This window comes from Kitasatospora sp. NPDC034023, assembly GCF_055575795.1.
The window spans coordinates 113,296-129,040 of sequence record NZ_JBVIRY010000014.1; the positions used below are offsets into that span (position 1 = coordinate 113,296).

Annotated in this window: 16 protein-coding genes; 8 read left to right on the plus strand and 8 right to left on the minus strand. The window is 72.8% G+C overall.

The features are described 5' to 3' along the window. Nucleotides 1–16: 16 nt before the first annotated feature. Both ACZ52R_RS20090 and ACZ52R_RS20095 read right to left on the minus strand, forming a co-directional pair. Nucleotides 17–895 (minus strand): class I SAM-dependent methyltransferase, encoded by an 879-nt coding sequence (locus ACZ52R_RS20090; protein WP_465615753.1) that lies wholly within the window; start codon nt 893–895, stop codon nt 17–19. Beyond that, nucleotides 892–2,166 carry a cytochrome P450 gene (locus ACZ52R_RS20095; protein ID WP_465615755.1) on the minus strand — a complete coding sequence of 425 codons (1,275 nt, stop codon included), beginning with the start codon at nt 2,164–2,166 and terminating at the stop codon, nt 892–894. The genes ACZ52R_RS20090 and ACZ52R_RS20095 overlap by 4 nt, the downstream gene beginning before the upstream one ends. 353 nt (nt 2,167–2,519) lie before the next feature. Here ACZ52R_RS20095 and ACZ52R_RS20100 point away from each other — a divergent pair, with 353 nt between their 5' ends. The 7 genes from ACZ52R_RS20100 (at nt 2,520) to ACZ52R_RS20130 (ending at nt 9,049) form a co-directional block, all read left to right on the plus strand. Then, on the plus strand, nt 2,520–2,888 hold the full coding sequence (locus ACZ52R_RS20100; RefSeq protein WP_360497842.1) for a hypothetical protein: 369 nt from the start codon (nt 2,520–2,522) through the stop codon (nt 2,886–2,888). Between the two features lie 93 nt (nt 2,889–2,981). Further along, nucleotides 2,982–3,998 carry an ABC transporter ATP-binding protein gene (locus ACZ52R_RS20105; RefSeq protein WP_360497840.1) on the plus strand — a complete coding sequence of 339 codons (1,017 nt, stop codon included), beginning with the start codon at nt 2,982–2,984 and terminating at the stop codon, nt 3,996–3,998. After that, entirely contained in the window at nt 3,995–4,864 is an 870-nt protein-coding gene (locus ACZ52R_RS20110) for an ABC transporter permease (RefSeq protein WP_360497838.1), read from the plus strand. Before ACZ52R_RS20105 ends, ACZ52R_RS20110 begins: the two co-directional genes overlap by 4 nt. A 43-nt stretch (nt 4,865–4,907) precedes the next feature. Next, nucleotides 4,908–6,101, plus strand: a complete 1,194-nt coding sequence (locus ACZ52R_RS20115) for a cytochrome P450 (RefSeq protein ID WP_465615758.1) — start codon at nt 4,908–4,910, stop codon at nt 6,099–6,101. After that, nucleotides 6,098–7,327 (plus strand): flavin monoamine oxidase family protein, encoded by a 1,230-nt coding sequence (locus ACZ52R_RS20120; protein WP_465753827.1) that lies wholly within the window; start codon nt 6,098–6,100, stop codon nt 7,325–7,327. The genes ACZ52R_RS20115 and ACZ52R_RS20120 overlap by 4 nt, the downstream gene beginning before the upstream one ends. A gap of 5 nt (nt 7,328–7,332) precedes the next feature. Continuing rightward, on the plus strand, nt 7,333–8,277 hold the full coding sequence (locus ACZ52R_RS20125) for a Rieske 2Fe-2S domain-containing protein (RefSeq protein ID WP_465753828.1): 945 nt from the start codon (nt 7,333–7,335) through the stop codon (nt 8,275–8,277). After that, complete coding sequence (locus ACZ52R_RS20130; RefSeq protein WP_465753829.1) at nt 8,270–9,049, plus strand: alpha/beta fold hydrolase; 780 nt, start codon at nt 8,270–8,272, stop codon at nt 9,047–9,049. The genes ACZ52R_RS20125 and ACZ52R_RS20130 overlap by 8 nt, the downstream gene beginning before the upstream one ends. A 63-nt stretch (nt 9,050–9,112) precedes the next feature. On the opposite strand, the gene ACZ52R_RS20135 is transcribed toward ACZ52R_RS20130, so the two are convergent. From ACZ52R_RS20135 to ACZ52R_RS20145, 3 genes are all read right to left on the minus strand, one after another. Further along, nucleotides 9,113–9,829: a G1 family glutamic endopeptidase gene (locus ACZ52R_RS20135; protein ID WP_360497828.1), complete on the minus strand. Its 717-nt coding sequence runs from the start codon at nt 9,827–9,829 to the stop codon at nt 9,113–9,115. A 266-nt stretch (nt 9,830–10,095) separates the two neighbouring features. Then, the gene (locus tag ACZ52R_RS20140) at nt 10,096–10,263 is read right to left on the minus strand and encodes a hypothetical protein (RefSeq protein WP_465753830.1); all 168 of its coding nucleotides are present in this window, start codon (nt 10,261–10,263) and stop codon (nt 10,096–10,098) included. A 49-nt stretch (nt 10,264–10,312) separates the two neighbouring features. Continuing rightward, entirely contained in the window at nt 10,313–10,501 is a 189-nt protein-coding gene (locus tag ACZ52R_RS20145) for a hypothetical protein (protein ID WP_465753831.1), read from the minus strand. A gap of 198 nt (nt 10,502–10,699) precedes the next feature. On the opposite strand from ACZ52R_RS20145, the gene ACZ52R_RS20150 reads away from it, so the two are divergent. Further along, nucleotides 10,700–11,977 (plus strand): helix-turn-helix domain-containing protein, encoded by a 1,278-nt coding sequence (locus tag ACZ52R_RS20150; RefSeq protein WP_465753832.1) that lies wholly within the window; start codon nt 10,700–10,702, stop codon nt 11,975–11,977. A 64-nt stretch (nt 11,978–12,041) separates the two neighbouring features. Here ACZ52R_RS20150 and ACZ52R_RS20155 read toward each other — a convergent pair whose 3' ends face one another. The 3 genes from ACZ52R_RS20155 to ACZ52R_RS20165 are packed head-to-tail and all read right to left on the minus strand — an operon-like array spanning nt 12,042 to nt 15,743. Next, nucleotides 12,042–12,395 (minus strand): YciI family protein, encoded by a 354-nt coding sequence (locus ACZ52R_RS20155; RefSeq protein ID WP_465615777.1) that lies wholly within the window; start codon nt 12,393–12,395, stop codon nt 12,042–12,044. 5 nt (nt 12,396–12,400) lie between these two features. Beyond that, nucleotides 12,401–12,751 (minus strand): YciI family protein, encoded by a 351-nt coding sequence (locus ACZ52R_RS20160; protein WP_465615779.1) that lies wholly within the window; start codon nt 12,749–12,751, stop codon nt 12,401–12,403. A gap of 25 nt (nt 12,752–12,776) precedes the next feature. Continuing rightward, complete coding sequence (locus tag ACZ52R_RS20165) at nt 12,777–15,743, minus strand: NHLP bacteriocin export ABC transporter permease/ATPase subunit (RefSeq protein WP_465661730.1); 2,967 nt, start codon at nt 15,741–15,743, stop codon at nt 12,777–12,779. Nucleotides 15,744–15,745: the final 2 nt, after the last annotated feature.

Below are 15,745 nucleotides of genomic sequence, written 5' to 3' on the forward strand. Positions count from 1 at the left end.
TTTCAGTGCTGCTCTGTCAGTGCTGCTCTCGGACGGTTTCCTGCGGTCCGCGGCCCGCGGGTGCGGTCGCGGCGGCGGTGAGGCCGAGCAGCATCACCCAGGCGTCGGGGTCCGACCGGAAGCGGTTCCAGCGGTCGGCGGCGAGGGCGAGTTCGGCCAGGGAGAGGACGCCCCGGGCCACCAGCGGTTCCAGCCGCTGCGGGCCGAGCTGGGGGGCGAAGGCGTCGGTGGGGTGGTCGTCGTTGGTGGTGGCGAAGGGGCGCAGCACGACCTCGTCGAAGCCGGCCGCGTGCAGCAGCCGGGGCAGCCGTCGGCCGATCGACCGGTCGCCGCCGTCGGCGCGCTGGGCGGCGGCCATCTTGGCGTGCACGCCGGCGAGTTCGGGGTACGAGGGCTCGGCGGCGCCCCACAGCGCGGAGTCGACCTCGGTGCAGGCGACCCGCCCGCCGGGCTTCAGCACCCGGCGGACCTCGGCCAGGACGGCGGCCGGGTCGGGAACGTGCTGGAGGACGTAGCGGAGCAGGACGAAGTCGATGCTCGCGTCCGGCAGCGGCAGGTCGGCGCCGTCGGCGACCAGCAGGGTGACGCCGGGGCCGGCCGCGTGGGCGAGCAGCCCGCCGTCGATGTCGGCGGCGATCAGGGCGGTGCCGGCGGGCAGCGCGGCGCGCAGCCGTCGGGTCACCGCGCCCGGGCCGGCGCCGAGTTCGAGGACGGTGCCGCCGCCCAGGCCGAGTTCGCGCAGGATGCGCAGCTCCTCGGGGAAGGAGAGCGCGGCCTGCGCCTCCAGCCGGTCGAGTTCGGCGGTCAGGCCGCCGCCGGTGGTGCGGGCCGGGTCGTAGGAGCCGCCGACGGGACGGTCCTCGGCCGGGCGGTCAAGGGCAGGGGCGGTGGTCATCGGGGCCTCGCGATCATCGTCATGCCGTGCTTGGGGCGGAGGGTGACCAGGGCCTCGGGTTCCACCGGGAAGCCCTCGACCAGTTCCAGCCGGACCGACTGCAGCAGCGTGGCGAGCACCAGGACCGCCTCCAGCATCGCGAAGTGCTGTCCGACGCAGATCCGGTCGCCGCCGCCGAACGGCAGGTAGAGGTGGCTGGGGAGGGTGGCGCCGTCGAAGCGGTCGGGGCGGTACGCGTCCGGCGCGTCCCAGTAGTCGGGGTGGCGGTGCAGCACCCACTGGCTGACGCACACCAGGGTGCCGGGCTCGACGCGGTACCCGCCGACGGTGTCCTCCTCCACCGCCCGCCGGGAGATCAGCCAGACCGGCGGGTAGAGCCGCATCGCCTCCTGGATCGCCCGGCGGCAGGCCGGGAGGTCCTGGAGGTCGGCGGCGGTCGGCGGGCGGCCGTCGAGGACCCGGTCGACCTCCTCGCGGACCTTGGCCAGCTCCTCGGGGTGACGGTCGAGCAGGTAGAGCGTCCAGGTCAGGGACTTGGCGGTGGTCTCGTGGCCGGCCATCACGATGGTCAGCACCTGGTCGCGCAGGTCCTCGTCGGAGACCAGGTGGTCGGTGGACATCATGGTGTCCAGCAGGTTGCCGCCTCCGCCGCCGCCCGCGCGGCGGGAGGCGATCAGGGTGCGGGTGACGGTGTTGAGGAAGACCCGGGCCCGGCCGAAGTCGGCGAACCGGCGCGCGGTGTCGGCCGGGTCGGGGTCGGGGTTCGGTACGTAGTGGCCGATGCAGCGGTTGACGGCGTCGACCGCGCGGCCGAAGCCCTCGCCGATGCCGTCGATGTCGGCGCCGAGGATGGCGTGGGTGAGGATGCCCAGGGTGAGCGCGGTGAACTGCTCGTCCACCTCCACCGGGGCGCCGGACTCCAGCGCCGGGCGCCAGCGCTCCAGCATGCCGGTGGTGGCGTCGGTGACGATCGTGTCGAAGGTGCGCACGGCGCTGGGGCGGAAGGCCGGGGCGGTCAGGTGCCGCTGCCGGGCCCAGTCGGCGCCGTTGCTGGTGAGCAGCCCGTTGCCGAGCAGCGGGCGCAGCATGGCGTCGTCCGGGGTGCCTTCCTTGGTGTAGTTGGCGCCGTTGTCCTTGAGCACGTGCTTGGCGTACTCGGGCCGGTTGAGCAGGTAGACGGTGTCGCCGTCCGCACGGTGGCGGGTGATGTCGCCGTAGCGGCGGGCCAGGTCGGTGATGAAGTCGAGCGGCGACTCCCTCATCAGTGCCATGTCGATGTCGTCGGCAGGGCCTGGCGGGACGGTGTGCGTAGGCACGGTGCGGACCACCCCCGTGATTTCCTCTCGATGCTTACCCGGGACTCCGGAATACGTACGTGACTCCGGAATGCGTACGCGGAAATTCCACGTACGTATTCGGATACGTATTCCGATGCGTATTCTGATACGTATTCATGGGCGCGTGACGGCTGAAATCTACCGCACCTGCCGCACGTGCTCAATACTTAGTCCGGGCACCGGAAATGAGGTCTTGGCGGCCGATTGCGGCCGTGTCATTCTTCATTTGCAGGCAGCGCCGGGAAGCGCCGCCGGCACCACCGGAAACCGAGAAAAGGAAAAGTCACATGGCTTTGGACCAGAGGAAGCGGGCCGAGTTCGTCAACGGCTACACCCGTGCCCTGATCAGCGCCTGGTCGAGCGAGGAGTACGCGGCCCGCCTGCGTACCGACGCCCGCGCCGCCCTCGCCGAGGCCGGCCTGGAGCTCCCGGCCGACGCCGAGATCGTCATCGTCCAGACTGCCGCCGAGGGCGAGCAGGAGGGCAACCTCGAGGTGCAGGTGGAGCTCTTCGAGATCGGTCTGGCGACCGGTCGCTACGAGTTCCACATCCCCGAGACCCCGCAGATCGACACCGCCGAGCTGAGCGAGGGCGACCTGTCGGACATCGCGGCCGGCGGCAACTCCTGCTGCTGCCCGTGCTGCTGCTGCACCTGATCCAGCCGGGAAACCCGCCCGCCGGGCAGAGCGCCCGGCCGGTCGACCCGAGTACCGGGTCGGCCTGAACACCCCACAGAGGAGCGATCCACAGTGGCGACTGCCGTCGGGGAACACCCCGTCTCAGTCCGCGGCCTGCGCAAGAGTTACGGCGACTGGCACGCGGTCCAGGGTCTGGATCTGGACATCCACCAGGGTGAGGTCTTCGCCCTGCTCGGGCCGAACGGCGCGGGCAAGACGACGACCGTCGAAATCCTGGAGGGCGTCCGCCAGCGAACCGGCGGTGACGTGCGGGTCCTCGGCTGCGACCCAGCCGAGGACCGGCGCGAGTGGCGCGCCAGGATCGGGGTGGTCCCGCAGACCACCGGCGCCTACTCGGACCTGACCGTGCGCGAGGTGGTCGAACACTTCGCCGCGTTCTACCCGAACCCGCTGCCGGTCGGCCAGGTCATCGACATGGTCGGACTCGGCAAGCACGAGAAGAAGCAGAGCACGGACCTCTCCGGAGGCCAGGCCCGCCGGCTCGACGTCGCGGTGGGCATCGTCGGCGACCCGGACCTGATCTTCCTCGACGAACCCACCACCGGGTTGGACCCGGTGGCTCGCCGAGAGGCCTGGGACCTGGTCCGCTACTTCTCCGAGCGCGGTCGCACCACCGTGCTCACCACGCACTACCTGGACGAGGCCGAGGCGCTGGCCCAGCGCGCCGCGGTGATCGTCGCCGGCCGAGTGGTCCAGTACGGGCCGCTGGCCGAGTTCGGCGGCCGTACGCAGACTCCGACCACGGTCTCCTTCCGGATTCCGCCGGAGCTGGCCGGCCGCACGCTGCCGCCGCTGCCACCCGGGGCCGAACCGGCCCCGGTGGGCGTGGACAACGTGCTCAGGATCGCCACGCACGCCCCGACCGCGCTGCTCGCGGCGCTGGTCCCCTGGGCGCACCAGGCGGGCGTCGGCGAGCTGCCCGAGCTGCGGGTGCACCGGCCCACCCTGGAGGACGTCTACCTGGACCTGATCCGGGAGCACGCCGACGGCACCGACCGCGGTGCCGACACCAGCCAGAGCATCACCCACGGCACGAGCCACGGCACCCCCGAGGCGGGCAAGCGATGACCCTCACCCAACCGACCGCGACCGCCCGGGCCCGCAAGGCCGACGAGGCGCCCCGGAGCGCCGCCCGGCCGCCCGGCATCTGGCGGGCCGGCGCGGCCCGCTCCAAGGTGGAACTGCGGGCGTTCTTCCGCAACAAGCAGTCGCTGGTCTTCACGCTGATGTTCCCGGTGATCCTGCTGGTCGTCTTCGGCTCGATCTTCTCGGGCAAGGTGGCCGGCACCGACACCGACGTCAAGCTGGTGTTCATGGCCGGCATCATCGCCGCCGGCGTGATGAGCACCGCCTTCTCCGGCCTCGCGATCAACATCGCGATCGAGCGCGACACCGGCACGGTCCGGCGGCTCGCGATGACCCCGATGCCCAAGTCCGCCTACTTCGTCGGCAAGCTGGTCCGGGTCATCGTCACCACCGCGCTGGAGACGGTGCTGCTGATCGGCATCGCGCTGGCCCTGTTCGGGCTGCCGCTGCCCAGCACCCCGGAACGCTGGTTCACCCTCGGCTGGGACCTCGCGCTCGGCACCGTCGCCTGCGCGATGGCCGGCGCCGCGTACTCGGCGCTGATCCCCAACAGCCGGTCGGCCGCGGCGATCGTCACCCCCGTCTTCATGGTGCTGCAGTTCATCTCCGGCGTGTTCTTCCCGTTCGGCCAACTGCCCGCCTGGATGCAGACCGTGGCCGCGTTCTTCCCGGTCAAGTGGATGGCCCAGGGCTTCCGCTCGGTCTTCCTGCCGGACTCCTTCACCGTCGTGGAACCCGCCGGGAACTGGGAACTGGGGCACATCGCGATGGTCCTGGTGGCCTGGTCGCTGGCCGGCCTGGTACTGACCGCCTTCTCCTTCCGCTGGCGCGGACCCCGGGTCCGCTGAGACCCCCTGGGAGCCGGACCATGACGACCGCTCGGAGCCGGACATGACGACGGCGCCGGTGCGCCTGCCGGAGCACCTGATCCACCCGTTCGCCCCGGCCGGGCGGGCGAACCCGCACCCGGCGTACCGGTGGCTCAGGGCCAACGACCCGGTGCACTACGACGCCGCGTCCCGGCTCTGGCTCGTCACCGCGCACGCCGACTGCGCGACCGTACTGCGCGACCCGCGCTTCTCGGCCGCGCAGGGCCAGCGCGAACGCGCCCGCGACGACGCCCTGCCGCCGTCCATGCTCACCACCGACCCGCCCGACCACCACCGGCTCCGGGCCCCGGGGGCGCTGCTCCTGGGGCCGGCCGCCGTCCGCCCGCTCGGCGTCCACCTCGCCGCCGACGTGGACGCGCTGCTCGACACCCTTCCCGTCGACCGGCCGGTGGACGCCGTCGCCGACCTCGGACGGCCGCTCGCCACCGCCGTCTACGCCCGCCTCTTCGGCCTGCCCGCCACCGAGCTGAAGCGCTTCGAGGCGCTCGCCCGGGCCGCCTCGGTCAACCTCGACCCGATGGTGCCGCCCGCCCGCGCCGCCCTAGGCCGCAGCGCCGCCGGCGCGCTCACCCACTACCTCGACAAGCACACCGCCCGGATCACCGTCTCCGGGGCCGAGGTGCCGCTCGCCGCGCTCGCCGCCGACGACCGGCTCAGCCGCGCCGAGATGCTCGGCATCCTCAACCTGGCCGTCATCGGCGGCTGGCAGCCGCTCGCCGAGTCCATCGGCAACGCCCTGCACCTGCTGCTGCCCGACCGCTCGGCGGTCGCCCGGCTCGCGGAAGCCGGCGAGGACGCCGGCCGCCTCGCCGTCGACGAACTGCTGCGGCTGGAGGCGCCGATCCCGTTCACCGCCCGGGTCACCACCGACCGGGTCGAACTCGACGGCGGCGTGCTCCCGCCCGGCGCCCGGGTGCTCGCGGTGCTCACCGCCGCCAACCGCGACCCGGACGTCTTCGCCGACCCCGACGAACTGCGCCTGGACCGCAACCCCAACCCCCACCTCGGCTTCGGCGGCGGCCCGCACTTCTGCCTCGCCGCCCCGCTGGTCCGCCAGACCATGGCCCTGCTGCTGCCCCGCCTGGTCCGCCGCTACCCGGCCCTGCGCGGCCCGGCCGGCGCCCCGGACTGGGACCAGTGTCTGGTGCCGCGCCGCCTGCGGGCGCTGCCGATCGACCTCGGAGGCGAGCTGTGAGCACGTACGACGTCATCGTGGTGGGCGCCGGCGCCTCCGGCCTGAACTGCGCCCGCCTGCTGCGCCAGGAGGGCCTGGGCGTCGTGGTGTTCGAGGCCCGGGAGCGGCTCGGCGGCCGGATCCACACCCACCACCCCGCCGACGGCGGCCCGCCGCTGGAACTCGGCGCCCAGGTGGTGCACGGGGAGCACAACCCGGTGCACGAACTGGTCGGCCCGGGCGCCACCACCGCCGTACCGCGCCGGGTCACCGCCCGGATCGTCGAGGACGGCGCCAACCGGGAGATGGGCGCACTGAGCTTCGGCCGGCGCGCGCCCTGGCAGCTGGAAGCCATGCTGCAGCGCGCGCCCGGCATCACCGGCCTGTCCGTCGGCACCTGGCTGCGCGCGCAGGGCAGCACCGGCCCGGAGGCCGCGGCCGCCACCGAGTGGTTCCGGCAGAACTGGGCCGCCGACCCCGACGAGCTGAGCGCCGCCGCCGTCGCCGAGGCGCACCGCCGGGACGGCGTCGGCGAGGGCGAGTTCGCCGTCGAGGGCGGCTTCGCCCGGCTGCCCGAGCGGCTGGCCGAGGGCCTGGACGTCCGGCTCGGCGAACCCGTCCGGGAGCTGATGTACGGACCAGGGCGGGTCACCGTCCGGACCGACACGGGCACGGCCACCGCCCGCGCCGTCGTGCTCACCGCCCCGCCCGCCGTCCTCGCCGCCGGCGCGATCGCCGGACTGCCCGCGCGCAAGCTGGCGGACGCCGCCCGACTGCCCGCCGGGGACGGCTGCTGCGCCGTGGTGACACTGGACCGGCCCGCACCCGACACGATGATCGTCTTCGACGTGGACGGCCGTACCGGCTTCGTCCGCTGCACCGCCGGCCGCCCCGAGGCACTGGTGGTCGCCAAGGCCGGAGCCGCCGCCGACCTGCGCGCGGCCGCCGCCGACCGTACGGCGCTCGCCGCCCTGCTCGCCACCGCACTGCCCTGGACCTCCGACGCCACCGTCCTCGGCCTCACCGTCGCCGACTGGGGCCGGGACCCGTACGCCGGCGGCGCGTTCACCGCGCCCCGCGCCGGACTGGAAGGAGCCGCCCGGGAGTGGGCGGAGCCGGTGGACGGCACGCTGTTCTTCGCCGGCGAGGCGACCGTCGCGGGCGAACGGCTGCCCTGGGTGCACGGCGCCCTGGCGAGCGGGGAGCGGGCCGCCGAACAAGTCCTCAAGGCAATTCGACGAACGTGAGTCCGATGACCGTGCACCACGGCTGGTACCTGCTGGCCTTCCGATCCGAACTGGCCGACGAGATCACCCCGTTGGCGATCGGCCCGCGCCGCCTGATCGCCGTCCGCGAGGGCGGCCGGCGGATCCGCGTCCTGGACGCCAACTGCCCGCACCGCGGCGCCCACCTGGGCTACGGCGGACGGCGCGAGGGCGACTGCCTGGTCTGCCCGTTCCACGGCAAGCGGATCGCCCTCGGCGACCCGTCCAAGCACTGGTCCGTCGCCGAGCACCGGGTGCTGGAGTGGGGCGACGCGCTGTTCGTCCGGCTCTCCGACGACCCGGACGGCGACCGCGGCTTCGAGCAGGCGCTGAAGGACTGGGAGGACGACTACCCGCTGGTCGCGGCCGTCAGCCTGCCGGTCGCGGTGCCCTCCGAGTACGTGGTCGAGAACGCCTTCGACCCCGACCACTTCAAGGCCGTCCACGGCGTCCCCGGCACCCGCGGCATGACCACCCGCGCCGGCGACAACGGCGAGCTGGTCATCGAGGGCGAGTTCCTGATGCAGGCCTCGCCCTGGCAGGACGCCCGCAAGCTGGAGGAGATCCGCTGGGAGGCGGTCCGCACCGGCCGCGTCCGCTGGGACTTCAAACCGCGCTTCCACGCCCAGGCGTTCAGCCCGAACATCGTGGTCACCGAGTTCGGCCCGCTCGAGGAACGGCAGGTGATCGTCACCGGCTCGGTGCCCACCGAGGACGGCGGCTGCGTCGCCCGGGTCGCCATCGGCGTGCGCGAGAACCAGCGGGCCGCGCTGCCGGCCCTGCTCGGCGGCAGCGAGAAGGCGCTCGCCGAGGACAAGGTGGTCTGGGAGCACCTGGACCACACGATGACCCCGCGCTACGACGCCCGGGACGAGCCGGTGCTCGCCTTCCGGGCCTTCTGCGCCGACTTCTCCGGAGGCACCGGTGCCTGAGGCCCCGTACCTGCACCTGCGCCGTCAGGGCGAGGGCCCGGCCGTGCTGTGGATCCACGGCTACACCATGGACTCCACCACCTGGCAGCCACTGTGGGACCGCCTCCCCGGCTGGACCCACATCGGCGTCGACCTGCCCGGCCACGGCGGCTCCGCCCCGCTCCCCCCGGGGCTGACGCTCACCGCCCTGGCCGGGCAGCTGGCCGAGGTCGCGAAGGAGACCGGCGCCCGCAGGCTCGTCGGCCTCTCCTTCGGCTCCATGTCGGCCATCCAACTCGCCTTTCAGGACGCCGGTTTGCTCGACCGCCTGGTCCTCGCCGCCCCCACCCTGGCCGGCATCCCCAACGAGGACTCGGCCCGGGTCCGCTACCGGCAGCTCGCCATGCTCTACCGCTTCGCCGGCCCCGGCGAACAGCTGGCCGACCTCTGGATGCAGTCCCCGCCCGACATCTTCACCGGCACCCGGCGCCACCCCGAACTCCGCGCCGCCCTGCGTGAGGTCATCGCCCGCCACAGCTGGGCCGAACTGGGCAACCGGGCGATGGACGCCCTCACCGCCCACCGGCACACGGCGGACGACCTGCGCCGGATCACCGCACGGACCCTGGTCGTGCTCGGCGACGAGGACATGCCCGCGTTCGTCCGCAACGCCGAGCTGCTGCGCGACACCGTGCCGGACTGCCGGCTGTCGTCGCTGAAGGAGACCGGCCACCTCCCGCTCCTGGAGCGCCCCGACGTCTGCGCCCCGCTGATCGCCGCGCACCTCGCCTGAACGTCGTACGAGTGCGGCCCGCTCCCTGCGCGCAGGGAACGGGCCGTTTCGACGTCGGTGCGGCTACTGGTGCAGGTACGTCTCGGTGAAGCTGGTGCCGCTGGAACCGAGCCCACCGGTGCGGGCCTCGTAGGTGCCGTTCGAGCTGGGGTCGAGGGCGACCGGGCCCGAGGAACCGAGGGACTTGCCGTTGACGGTCGCCGAGGTGAAGCTCAGGGTGCCGAAGTTGGGGTAGGAGCCGGTCGGCGACTCGATGATGACCTCAGCGCTGGTCCGCTGCGCGGTGAGGGACTTGGTGGTGCTGTAGGTCCAGCCCCGCGAGGAGTCGGTCAGCTTGAGGGTGTACCTGTTGCTCCCGGCGTACGTCACCGAGGCGGTGATGGAGTCACCGGCCGACACCGGGTACGAGCTGAGGCTCAGGTAGACCGGGTTCGCCGGGTACATCTCGTACCAGGCCTGGTTGACGGGGCTGCCGCTGGAGCAGTCGGTCGCCACCCCGGTCTGCTCGACGGTGGAGGAGCCGTACCCGTCGATGCCGACCCAGGGGGCGTAGAGGTCGTTGGTGGAGTTGCACGTCGCGTGCGGCTCGGTCCAGGTCGCCGAGACCGAGGTGAAGCCGCTGCCGGTGGCGGCGTAGCCGCCCCAGTTGTAGCCGTTGGTGTTGTAGCTCAGCGGGCGGAACGACACCGCCTGCGCGGCCGCCGCCGTGGCCGGCACGGCGGGGGCGGCGAGGACGGCGGCCGCCGCGAGGGTGGCGACGCGTATCAGGGACGTGCGCATGCTGGCTCCTTCGTGGGGGAACAGGCAGGAGGCTCACACGCCGGCACGAGCCGTGGGGGTGGCCGTGACGCGGCGGCAGTCCAGAGTTGCCGACCTGTCATGAGCCCGGCAAGAGGTGCGGCGCGAAGATTGATGAAGGAATTGCCATGCCGAGTACAGCACTTGACGTTGTCTCGAGTCACGGTCCCCAACCCGCCGGCTACCGGGACCCCGAACGCGTACGGCCCGCTCCCCGACGCAGGGAGCGGGCCGCATGTGCGTGCCGGTCAGCCGAAGGGCAGGACCTGGGTGCTGCCACCGGCCAAGACGCGCTCGTACTCACTCTCTCCGTTGAGCGAGCGGTAGTTGATCACCGGATCGCCGGCCCGCACGAGGGCGGTCGCGCACCCGAGGCACCAGGGCTGCGGCGGCTCTACGTCGAGATCCGAGATCACCGCAGGAGCAGAGCACTGCGTACAGTCCGCCATCGGGTCCTCCCCGGAGTCAGGCCCAGGTGGAGCCGCACGCGGTGCAGCCCCATCGGCCGTCCATGGTCTGGTAGGTGGCGCTCGATCCGCAGACCGGGCAGGCGCGGGCACTCGGCCCATCGGCCCGCTCCCGCAGCGTAGTGGGCGCGGCGACGGTGGTGGGCTCAGTCTTGGTGACGGGCTTGTCGGGCAGGATGGTGATCATGGCGTCTCCCCTCGGGATGGAGTGGCAGAGGTGCGCCGGCCGGGCATCACCCAGGGAACCGGGCCGTGGGCCGGATGTGGATGCCGCCGGGCGGCTCCCGCACGCCTCGTGCGTGCCCCGCACACCCCGTGCGCGCCCTGCCTGGGGGTGTCGCCCTGTCGATACGGTGGACACTCCACGCAGCCGAAGGGCAACGCCGTGTTACGTCAACGTCAGCTTGGGACGGTCATCAGGGCCGCCCGGTGTGCGCAGCGGATGACCCAGGTCCAGTTGGGCCGGGTGTGCGGCTACTCGGCATCCGCGATCAGCCGGGTCGAGGCGGGCACGCTCCGGCCGACCGAGCAGGCGATTCTGCTGATCGCTCAGGCGTTGGACCTGCCGCTTGACGCCATCGGGATGGGCCGACCGGTTACGCTGGCCCAGGATGTGACTCAGGGTCAGGAGGACGCCATGCGCCGCAGGCAGCTGCTCTTGGTTGGCATGGCGGCAGCCGGGGCGTCAGTGCTGCCTTCCGCCTCGGCAACTGCCGCGCGCCCCGATGCGTCAGCCCGGATCGTTGGGGCCCTGTATGAGCCCGAACCGTCCGCACCCATGCCGTTACAGCAGCTCAAGGCGTCGCTGACCTCGGCTCGCGTGCAGTTCACGGCGGCCCGCTACCAGCACCTCGGCGACTTCCTGCCCAGCCTGTTGGGTTCGGCGCAGGCCACCCGCGAGGCCTTGTCCGGCCGGAACCGCGAGGAGGCCCATGCATGCGTGGCCCGTGCCTGGGTGCTGGCGACGGAGCTTGCGTTGAAGGCTCATTCCGACGTCGCGTGGCCGGCAGCGGACCGGGCCCTGGCCGCGGCCCAGGCCGGCGGTGACCCGGTGGTGCACGGGGAGGCGGCTCGGGTTCTGGCGATCACGATGCGGCGTTCCGGTCGCCCGGCCGCCGCCGTCGATCTCCTGCGTCGCACCGCCGACTCGCTCTCTCAGGATCGAAACGACGTGTCCTGGGCAGTGGCGGCGACCCTGCTGATGACGGCCGCCTACACGGCCGCGTGCGGTCAGCGCCGAGGCGACGCCCTTGACCTCATGGCGGGCGCCGAGGATGCGGTCGACCGCTTGGCCGGCTCCAGGCTCCGACCAGGCACCCCGCTGTTCACGGTCGACGCCACCAGCGCGCAGGCGGACCTGTACTGGATCGGCGTGCACACGGCGCTGGGCACCCCCGACGAGGGCGTGCCGTACGCGGCGCGGATCGCGCCGGGGCAGTTGCCGACGGCCGAGCGCCGGGCCCGGTACGGCACGGACTGCGCGCGCATGTGGCACCACCTCGGCGACCACCGCAAGACGTTCGCGTCGCTGCGGTTCACCGAGCAGGTCGCCCCGGAGGAGGTGCGTCGGCCGGCGTTGCGGGCCCTCACAGCGGACCTGCTGTACGCGCCGGTGACGGTGCCCGGTGTGCGGGAGCTCGCCGCGCGAACCGGTGTCTCATAGGGGCCCGTGAGTGCGAGGAGCGGGAAGTCGACCTCGTCGACTTCCCGCTCTTTCAGTACTCGCCTCAGGTGGCCCGGACTGGGCGGACTTCGACCAGGTCGCCCGGGGCGGAGGGTATGCGGCGGGCCCAGGTGATGGCTTCCGCCTCGTCGGCGACGTCGATGACCCAGATGCCGCCCAGGTGTTCGTGGCCCTCCCGGTACGGTCCGTCCGAGACCGGGGCTCCGGAGGCGCCGCCCGGCACTACCAGTCGGGCGCTGCAGCTGCGGTGCAGCCCGCCGCCGTACCGGACGGCCACCCCTGCCTCGTGCATGTCGCGGCCGAATCTGGCGTGGGCGGCGTCGAGTTCGGCCTCCTCGGCCTCGGTCAGCCCGTTCCAGACCCGCTCGTCGCCGTGGATGAGCAGGGTGTATTCCATGATCCTCAGTTCTCCGTTCCCACCGGCCGGTTGGTCCGCGGGGGTCCGTCGCAGCGACGGACCTCCACCCGGCCTGATTCGCTGACCGGCAGTTTCGCCGCCCAGCCGAGCGCCTCCTGGTCGGAGGGCACGTCGATCACCCAGAGGCCGCCGACCTCCGGTACGCCGTCCGCTGCCCGGGCCTCGCCTTCGGCGGCGGCGGGCCGGGCGAGCCGCGCGCCGTAGGAGATCCGTACGCCGGCTTCGGCGAGTTCCCGGCCGAAGGCGCGGTTGGCGGTGAACCGCGCCTCGCGTTCTTCGGGTGTCATCCGGTCCCAGTCCGTTTCCTGGCCGTAGACCAGCAGTGCGTACTCCATGCGTCCCCTCCCCGGTAAGAACGGCCTACATCTGGCGGCTGGCGAGTCGGGCGAACAGTCCGTCCCGGTCGGCCAGCAGCTCCTCGTACCGGCCCTGTTGGACGACCCGCCCCTGGTCCATGACGATGATCCGGTCGGCTTCGGCGACGGTGGAGAGCCGGTGGGCGATCACCACGCGCGTCGCGTTGAGCCGGCGGGTGGATTCGGTGACGAGGCGCTGGGTGGGGTTGTCGAGGGCGCTGGTGGCCTCGTCGAAGAAGACGATGCGGGGCCGGGAGACGAGTGCGCGGGCGATCATGAGGCGTTGCCGCTGGCCGCCGCTGAGGGTGCTGGTGCCTTCGGAGAGCACGGTGTTCATGCCCATCGGGAGGGCGGCGATGTCCTTGTCGATGCCGGCCATTTCGGCGGCGGCCCAGGCGTCGTCGAGGGTGTGGTTGGTGGAGCCGACGATGTTGGCCTTGATGTCGCCGGCCAGTAGTGCGCCGTGCTGGAGCACGACGCCGCACTGTCGGCGGACCGCCGAGACCTCCAACTCGCCGAGGTCCTGGCCGTCGTAGAGGACGGTGCCGGCCTCGGGCCGTTCGAAGCCGAGGAGCAGTCGCAGGACGGTGGACTTGCCGCTGCCGGACGGCCCGACGACGGCGACGAACTCACCGGGTTCGATGGTGAGGGTGACGTCCTGCAGGGCGGGCGGGCCGTCCTGGCCGTAGCGGAAGGTGACGTGGCTGAGGCCGAGGCGTCCGGAGAGGTCGCCCGGGTCGGCCTTGGTGTCGTCGACCTCGGGCTTCTCCTCGAGGATCGGCCGCAGCCGCTCGAGCATCGGGACGACGCCCATCGCGGTGACCGCGGCCGAGGTGAACTGGAGGCTGGAGGCGATCAGCAGGTTGAAGGCGGTGAAGAAGGACAGGAAGACCGGGATCGGTACGCGGCCGTCCAGCGGGCCGGCGATCACGCCGAAGACGATGACCGAACAGACCAGCGGGAAGCCGGCGTTGAAGGTGGTGACGGCGTTCTGGACCCGGCGGGAGGAGGCGGCGAGGCCGCGTCCCTTGCCGAATTCGGCGGCCCACACCCCGAAGACCCGGTCCTCGGCTGCGGTGACCCGCAACTTGGGGATGGCGGTAAGCAGTTGGAAGACACGGGCGGACATGGTCTGCTCGTGCGCGTACAGCCGGCGCTGCCAGCGGACCTCGAACCGGCCGGCGGCCAGGGCGAAGCCGCCGCCGACGAGGACGAGCAGGGTGGCCAGCCCGGCCAGCCGCAGGTCGTAGAAGAAGACCAGCACCAGGTTGGCGAGCCCGGTGAGCAGCCCGAGGGTTGCCGTGGTCATCATCCCGGAGAGGGTTTCCTGGGCGGCGCTGACGCCGAGCACGGTGGTGCCGAGTTCGCCGGTGGAGTAGTTGGCGAAGAACGGCGCGGGCAGGGACAGCAGCCTGGTCCAGACGCCGACTTGCATCGCCGCGGTGGAGCGGCTTTCGATCCGCAGTACGGCGATGTTCTGGACGATGGACAGTGCGGCCACCGCCATCGCGGAGCCGATGACGACCAGCGCGCCTTCGGTGATCAGGTTGCGCTGGGCGTGGGCGACGAAGGTGCCGAGTACTTCGCCGGTCATCACCGGGACGAGCAGGCCGATCAGGGCGACGAGGGCGGCCATGCCGGTGAACATCCACAGGTCGCGCCGGTTGTTGCGCAGGCCGAACTTCAGCAGTCCGCCGACGGTCCGTACGGTGGCCGGGAGTGGCCGGTACAGCACGGTCGCCTTGTTCTGCAGTTCGGCGGCGACCTTCGGGGTCAGCGGGGTGACCTTGCCGCCCTCGGCGAGGACGTAGCCGTCGCCGAGGGGGAGCAGCGCGACGGGGGCGCCGGCCTTGCGGTAGCCGATCATCGCGCCGAGGTCGTGGTGCCACCAGCGGCCGTCCAGCCGGACGGAGCGGGTACGGACGCCGGAGGCCAGGGCGATCGCCTGCAGCCGGTCGAGCCGGCGGTCGTGCCCGTTGCCGGAGACCGGGGCGGTGACGGTGTAGCCCTCGTGGGCGGCGACCAGCCGGGCGGCGGCCAGGGTGGGATCGTCGCCGGTGGCGTCGCCGATCCGCAGCCGGGAGGCGGTGTCGCGCAGGATGGTCTCGAAGCCGCGCGCGGAGTCGGCGAGGGTGCCGGCGTCGCGTTCGCGGCGGGCGGCGATGAGTTCGGTCTCGCTGTCGCGGCGGGTCCCGATCCGGCGGTCGACGGCGTCGAGCAGTCGGCCGCAGTGGGTGGCGAGGCGTTCCCAGAGGCCGCCTTCGTCGAGGAGTTCGCGCGGGGAGCGGGCCCGGACGGTGGCCGGGCCGGTGGCGACCAGCCAGTCCTTCTCGGTGAGGCAGAGTTCGGCGCCCTCGGCGAGTTCACCGGCCGCGCAGCCGGCCGCGCCTTCGGGCGCCTCGACGGCGCCTTCCTCGACCCGGACCCACTGCAGGCCGTCCACGGAGCGCAGCGCCTGGCCGCGCTTGAGGACGGTCGGTTCGGCCGGGTCGAGCGGGGTGAACTCGCGGGGCGGCAGGGTGTCGCGCAGCGCGCCGGCCAGTGCGGTGAGGCCGCGTGCGAGCCCGGCGAGGAACTGGTCGGCGGCCTGCTGCTGTTCGCCTGCGGGCAGGGCCCGGACGGCGGCGCCGGCCGCGGTGCCGCATTCGCGGCCGCGGGCGGAGAGGCCTTCGACCCAGGTGGTGGCGAGGAAGGAGAGTTCGGCGCCGAGCACCGGGCGGGCGACGATGCCGCGGCGCGGTCCGGCGGCCGCGCCGGGTACCAGGGTGCCTGCCTCGATCCGGCAGAGGAAGTGCCAACGGCCTTGTGGTGTGCCGGAGTCGAGGCTGACGGCGAACAGGTCGACGGCGCCGGAGCGGACCAGCAGCATCCGCCCGGGGTCGTCCAGCACGAGGTAGCGGTCGGTCAGCGGTTCGACGGGTTCGGCGGCTTCGGTGAAGAACGGCGAGAAGACCTCCAGGGCAGTGCTCATGC

Coding starts and splice junctions, on each gene's coding strand:
- ACZ52R_RS20090 (WP_465615753.1), bottom strand. CDS start 895: ATGACCACCGCCCCTGCCCTTGACCGCCCGGCCGAGGACCGTCCCGTC.
- ACZ52R_RS20095 (WP_465615755.1), bottom strand. CDS start 2,166: ATGGCACTGATGAGGGAGTCGCCGCTCGACTTCATCACCGACCTGGCC.
- ACZ52R_RS20100 (WP_360497842.1), top strand. CDS start 2,520: ATGGCTTTGGACCAGAGGAAGCGGGCCGAGTTCGTCAACGGCTACACC.
- ACZ52R_RS20110 (WP_360497838.1), top strand. CDS start 3,995: ATGACCCTCACCCAACCGACCGCGACCGCCCGGGCCCGCAAGGCCGAC.
- ACZ52R_RS20115 (WP_465615758.1), top strand. CDS start 4,908: ATGACGACGGCGCCGGTGCGCCTGCCGGAGCACCTGATCCACCCGTTC.
- ACZ52R_RS20125 (WP_465753828.1), top strand. CDS start 7,333: ATGACCGTGCACCACGGCTGGTACCTGCTGGCCTTCCGATCCGAACTG.
- ACZ52R_RS20135 (WP_360497828.1), bottom strand. CDS start 9,829: ATGCGCACGTCCCTGATACGCGTCGCCACCCTCGCGGCGGCCGCCGTC.
- ACZ52R_RS20145 (WP_465753831.1), bottom strand. CDS start 10,501: ATGATCACCATCCTGCCCGACAAGCCCGTCACCAAGACTGAGCCCACC.
- ACZ52R_RS20155 (WP_465615777.1), bottom strand. CDS start 12,395: ATGGAATACACCCTGCTCATCCACGGCGACGAGCGGGTCTGGAACGGG.
- ACZ52R_RS20160 (WP_465615779.1), bottom strand. CDS start 12,751: ATGGAGTACGCACTGCTGGTCTACGGCCAGGAAACGGACTGGGACCGG.
- ACZ52R_RS20165 (WP_465661730.1), bottom strand. CDS start 15,743: ATGAGCACTGCCCTGGAGGTCTTCTCGCCGTTCTTCACCGAAGCCGCC.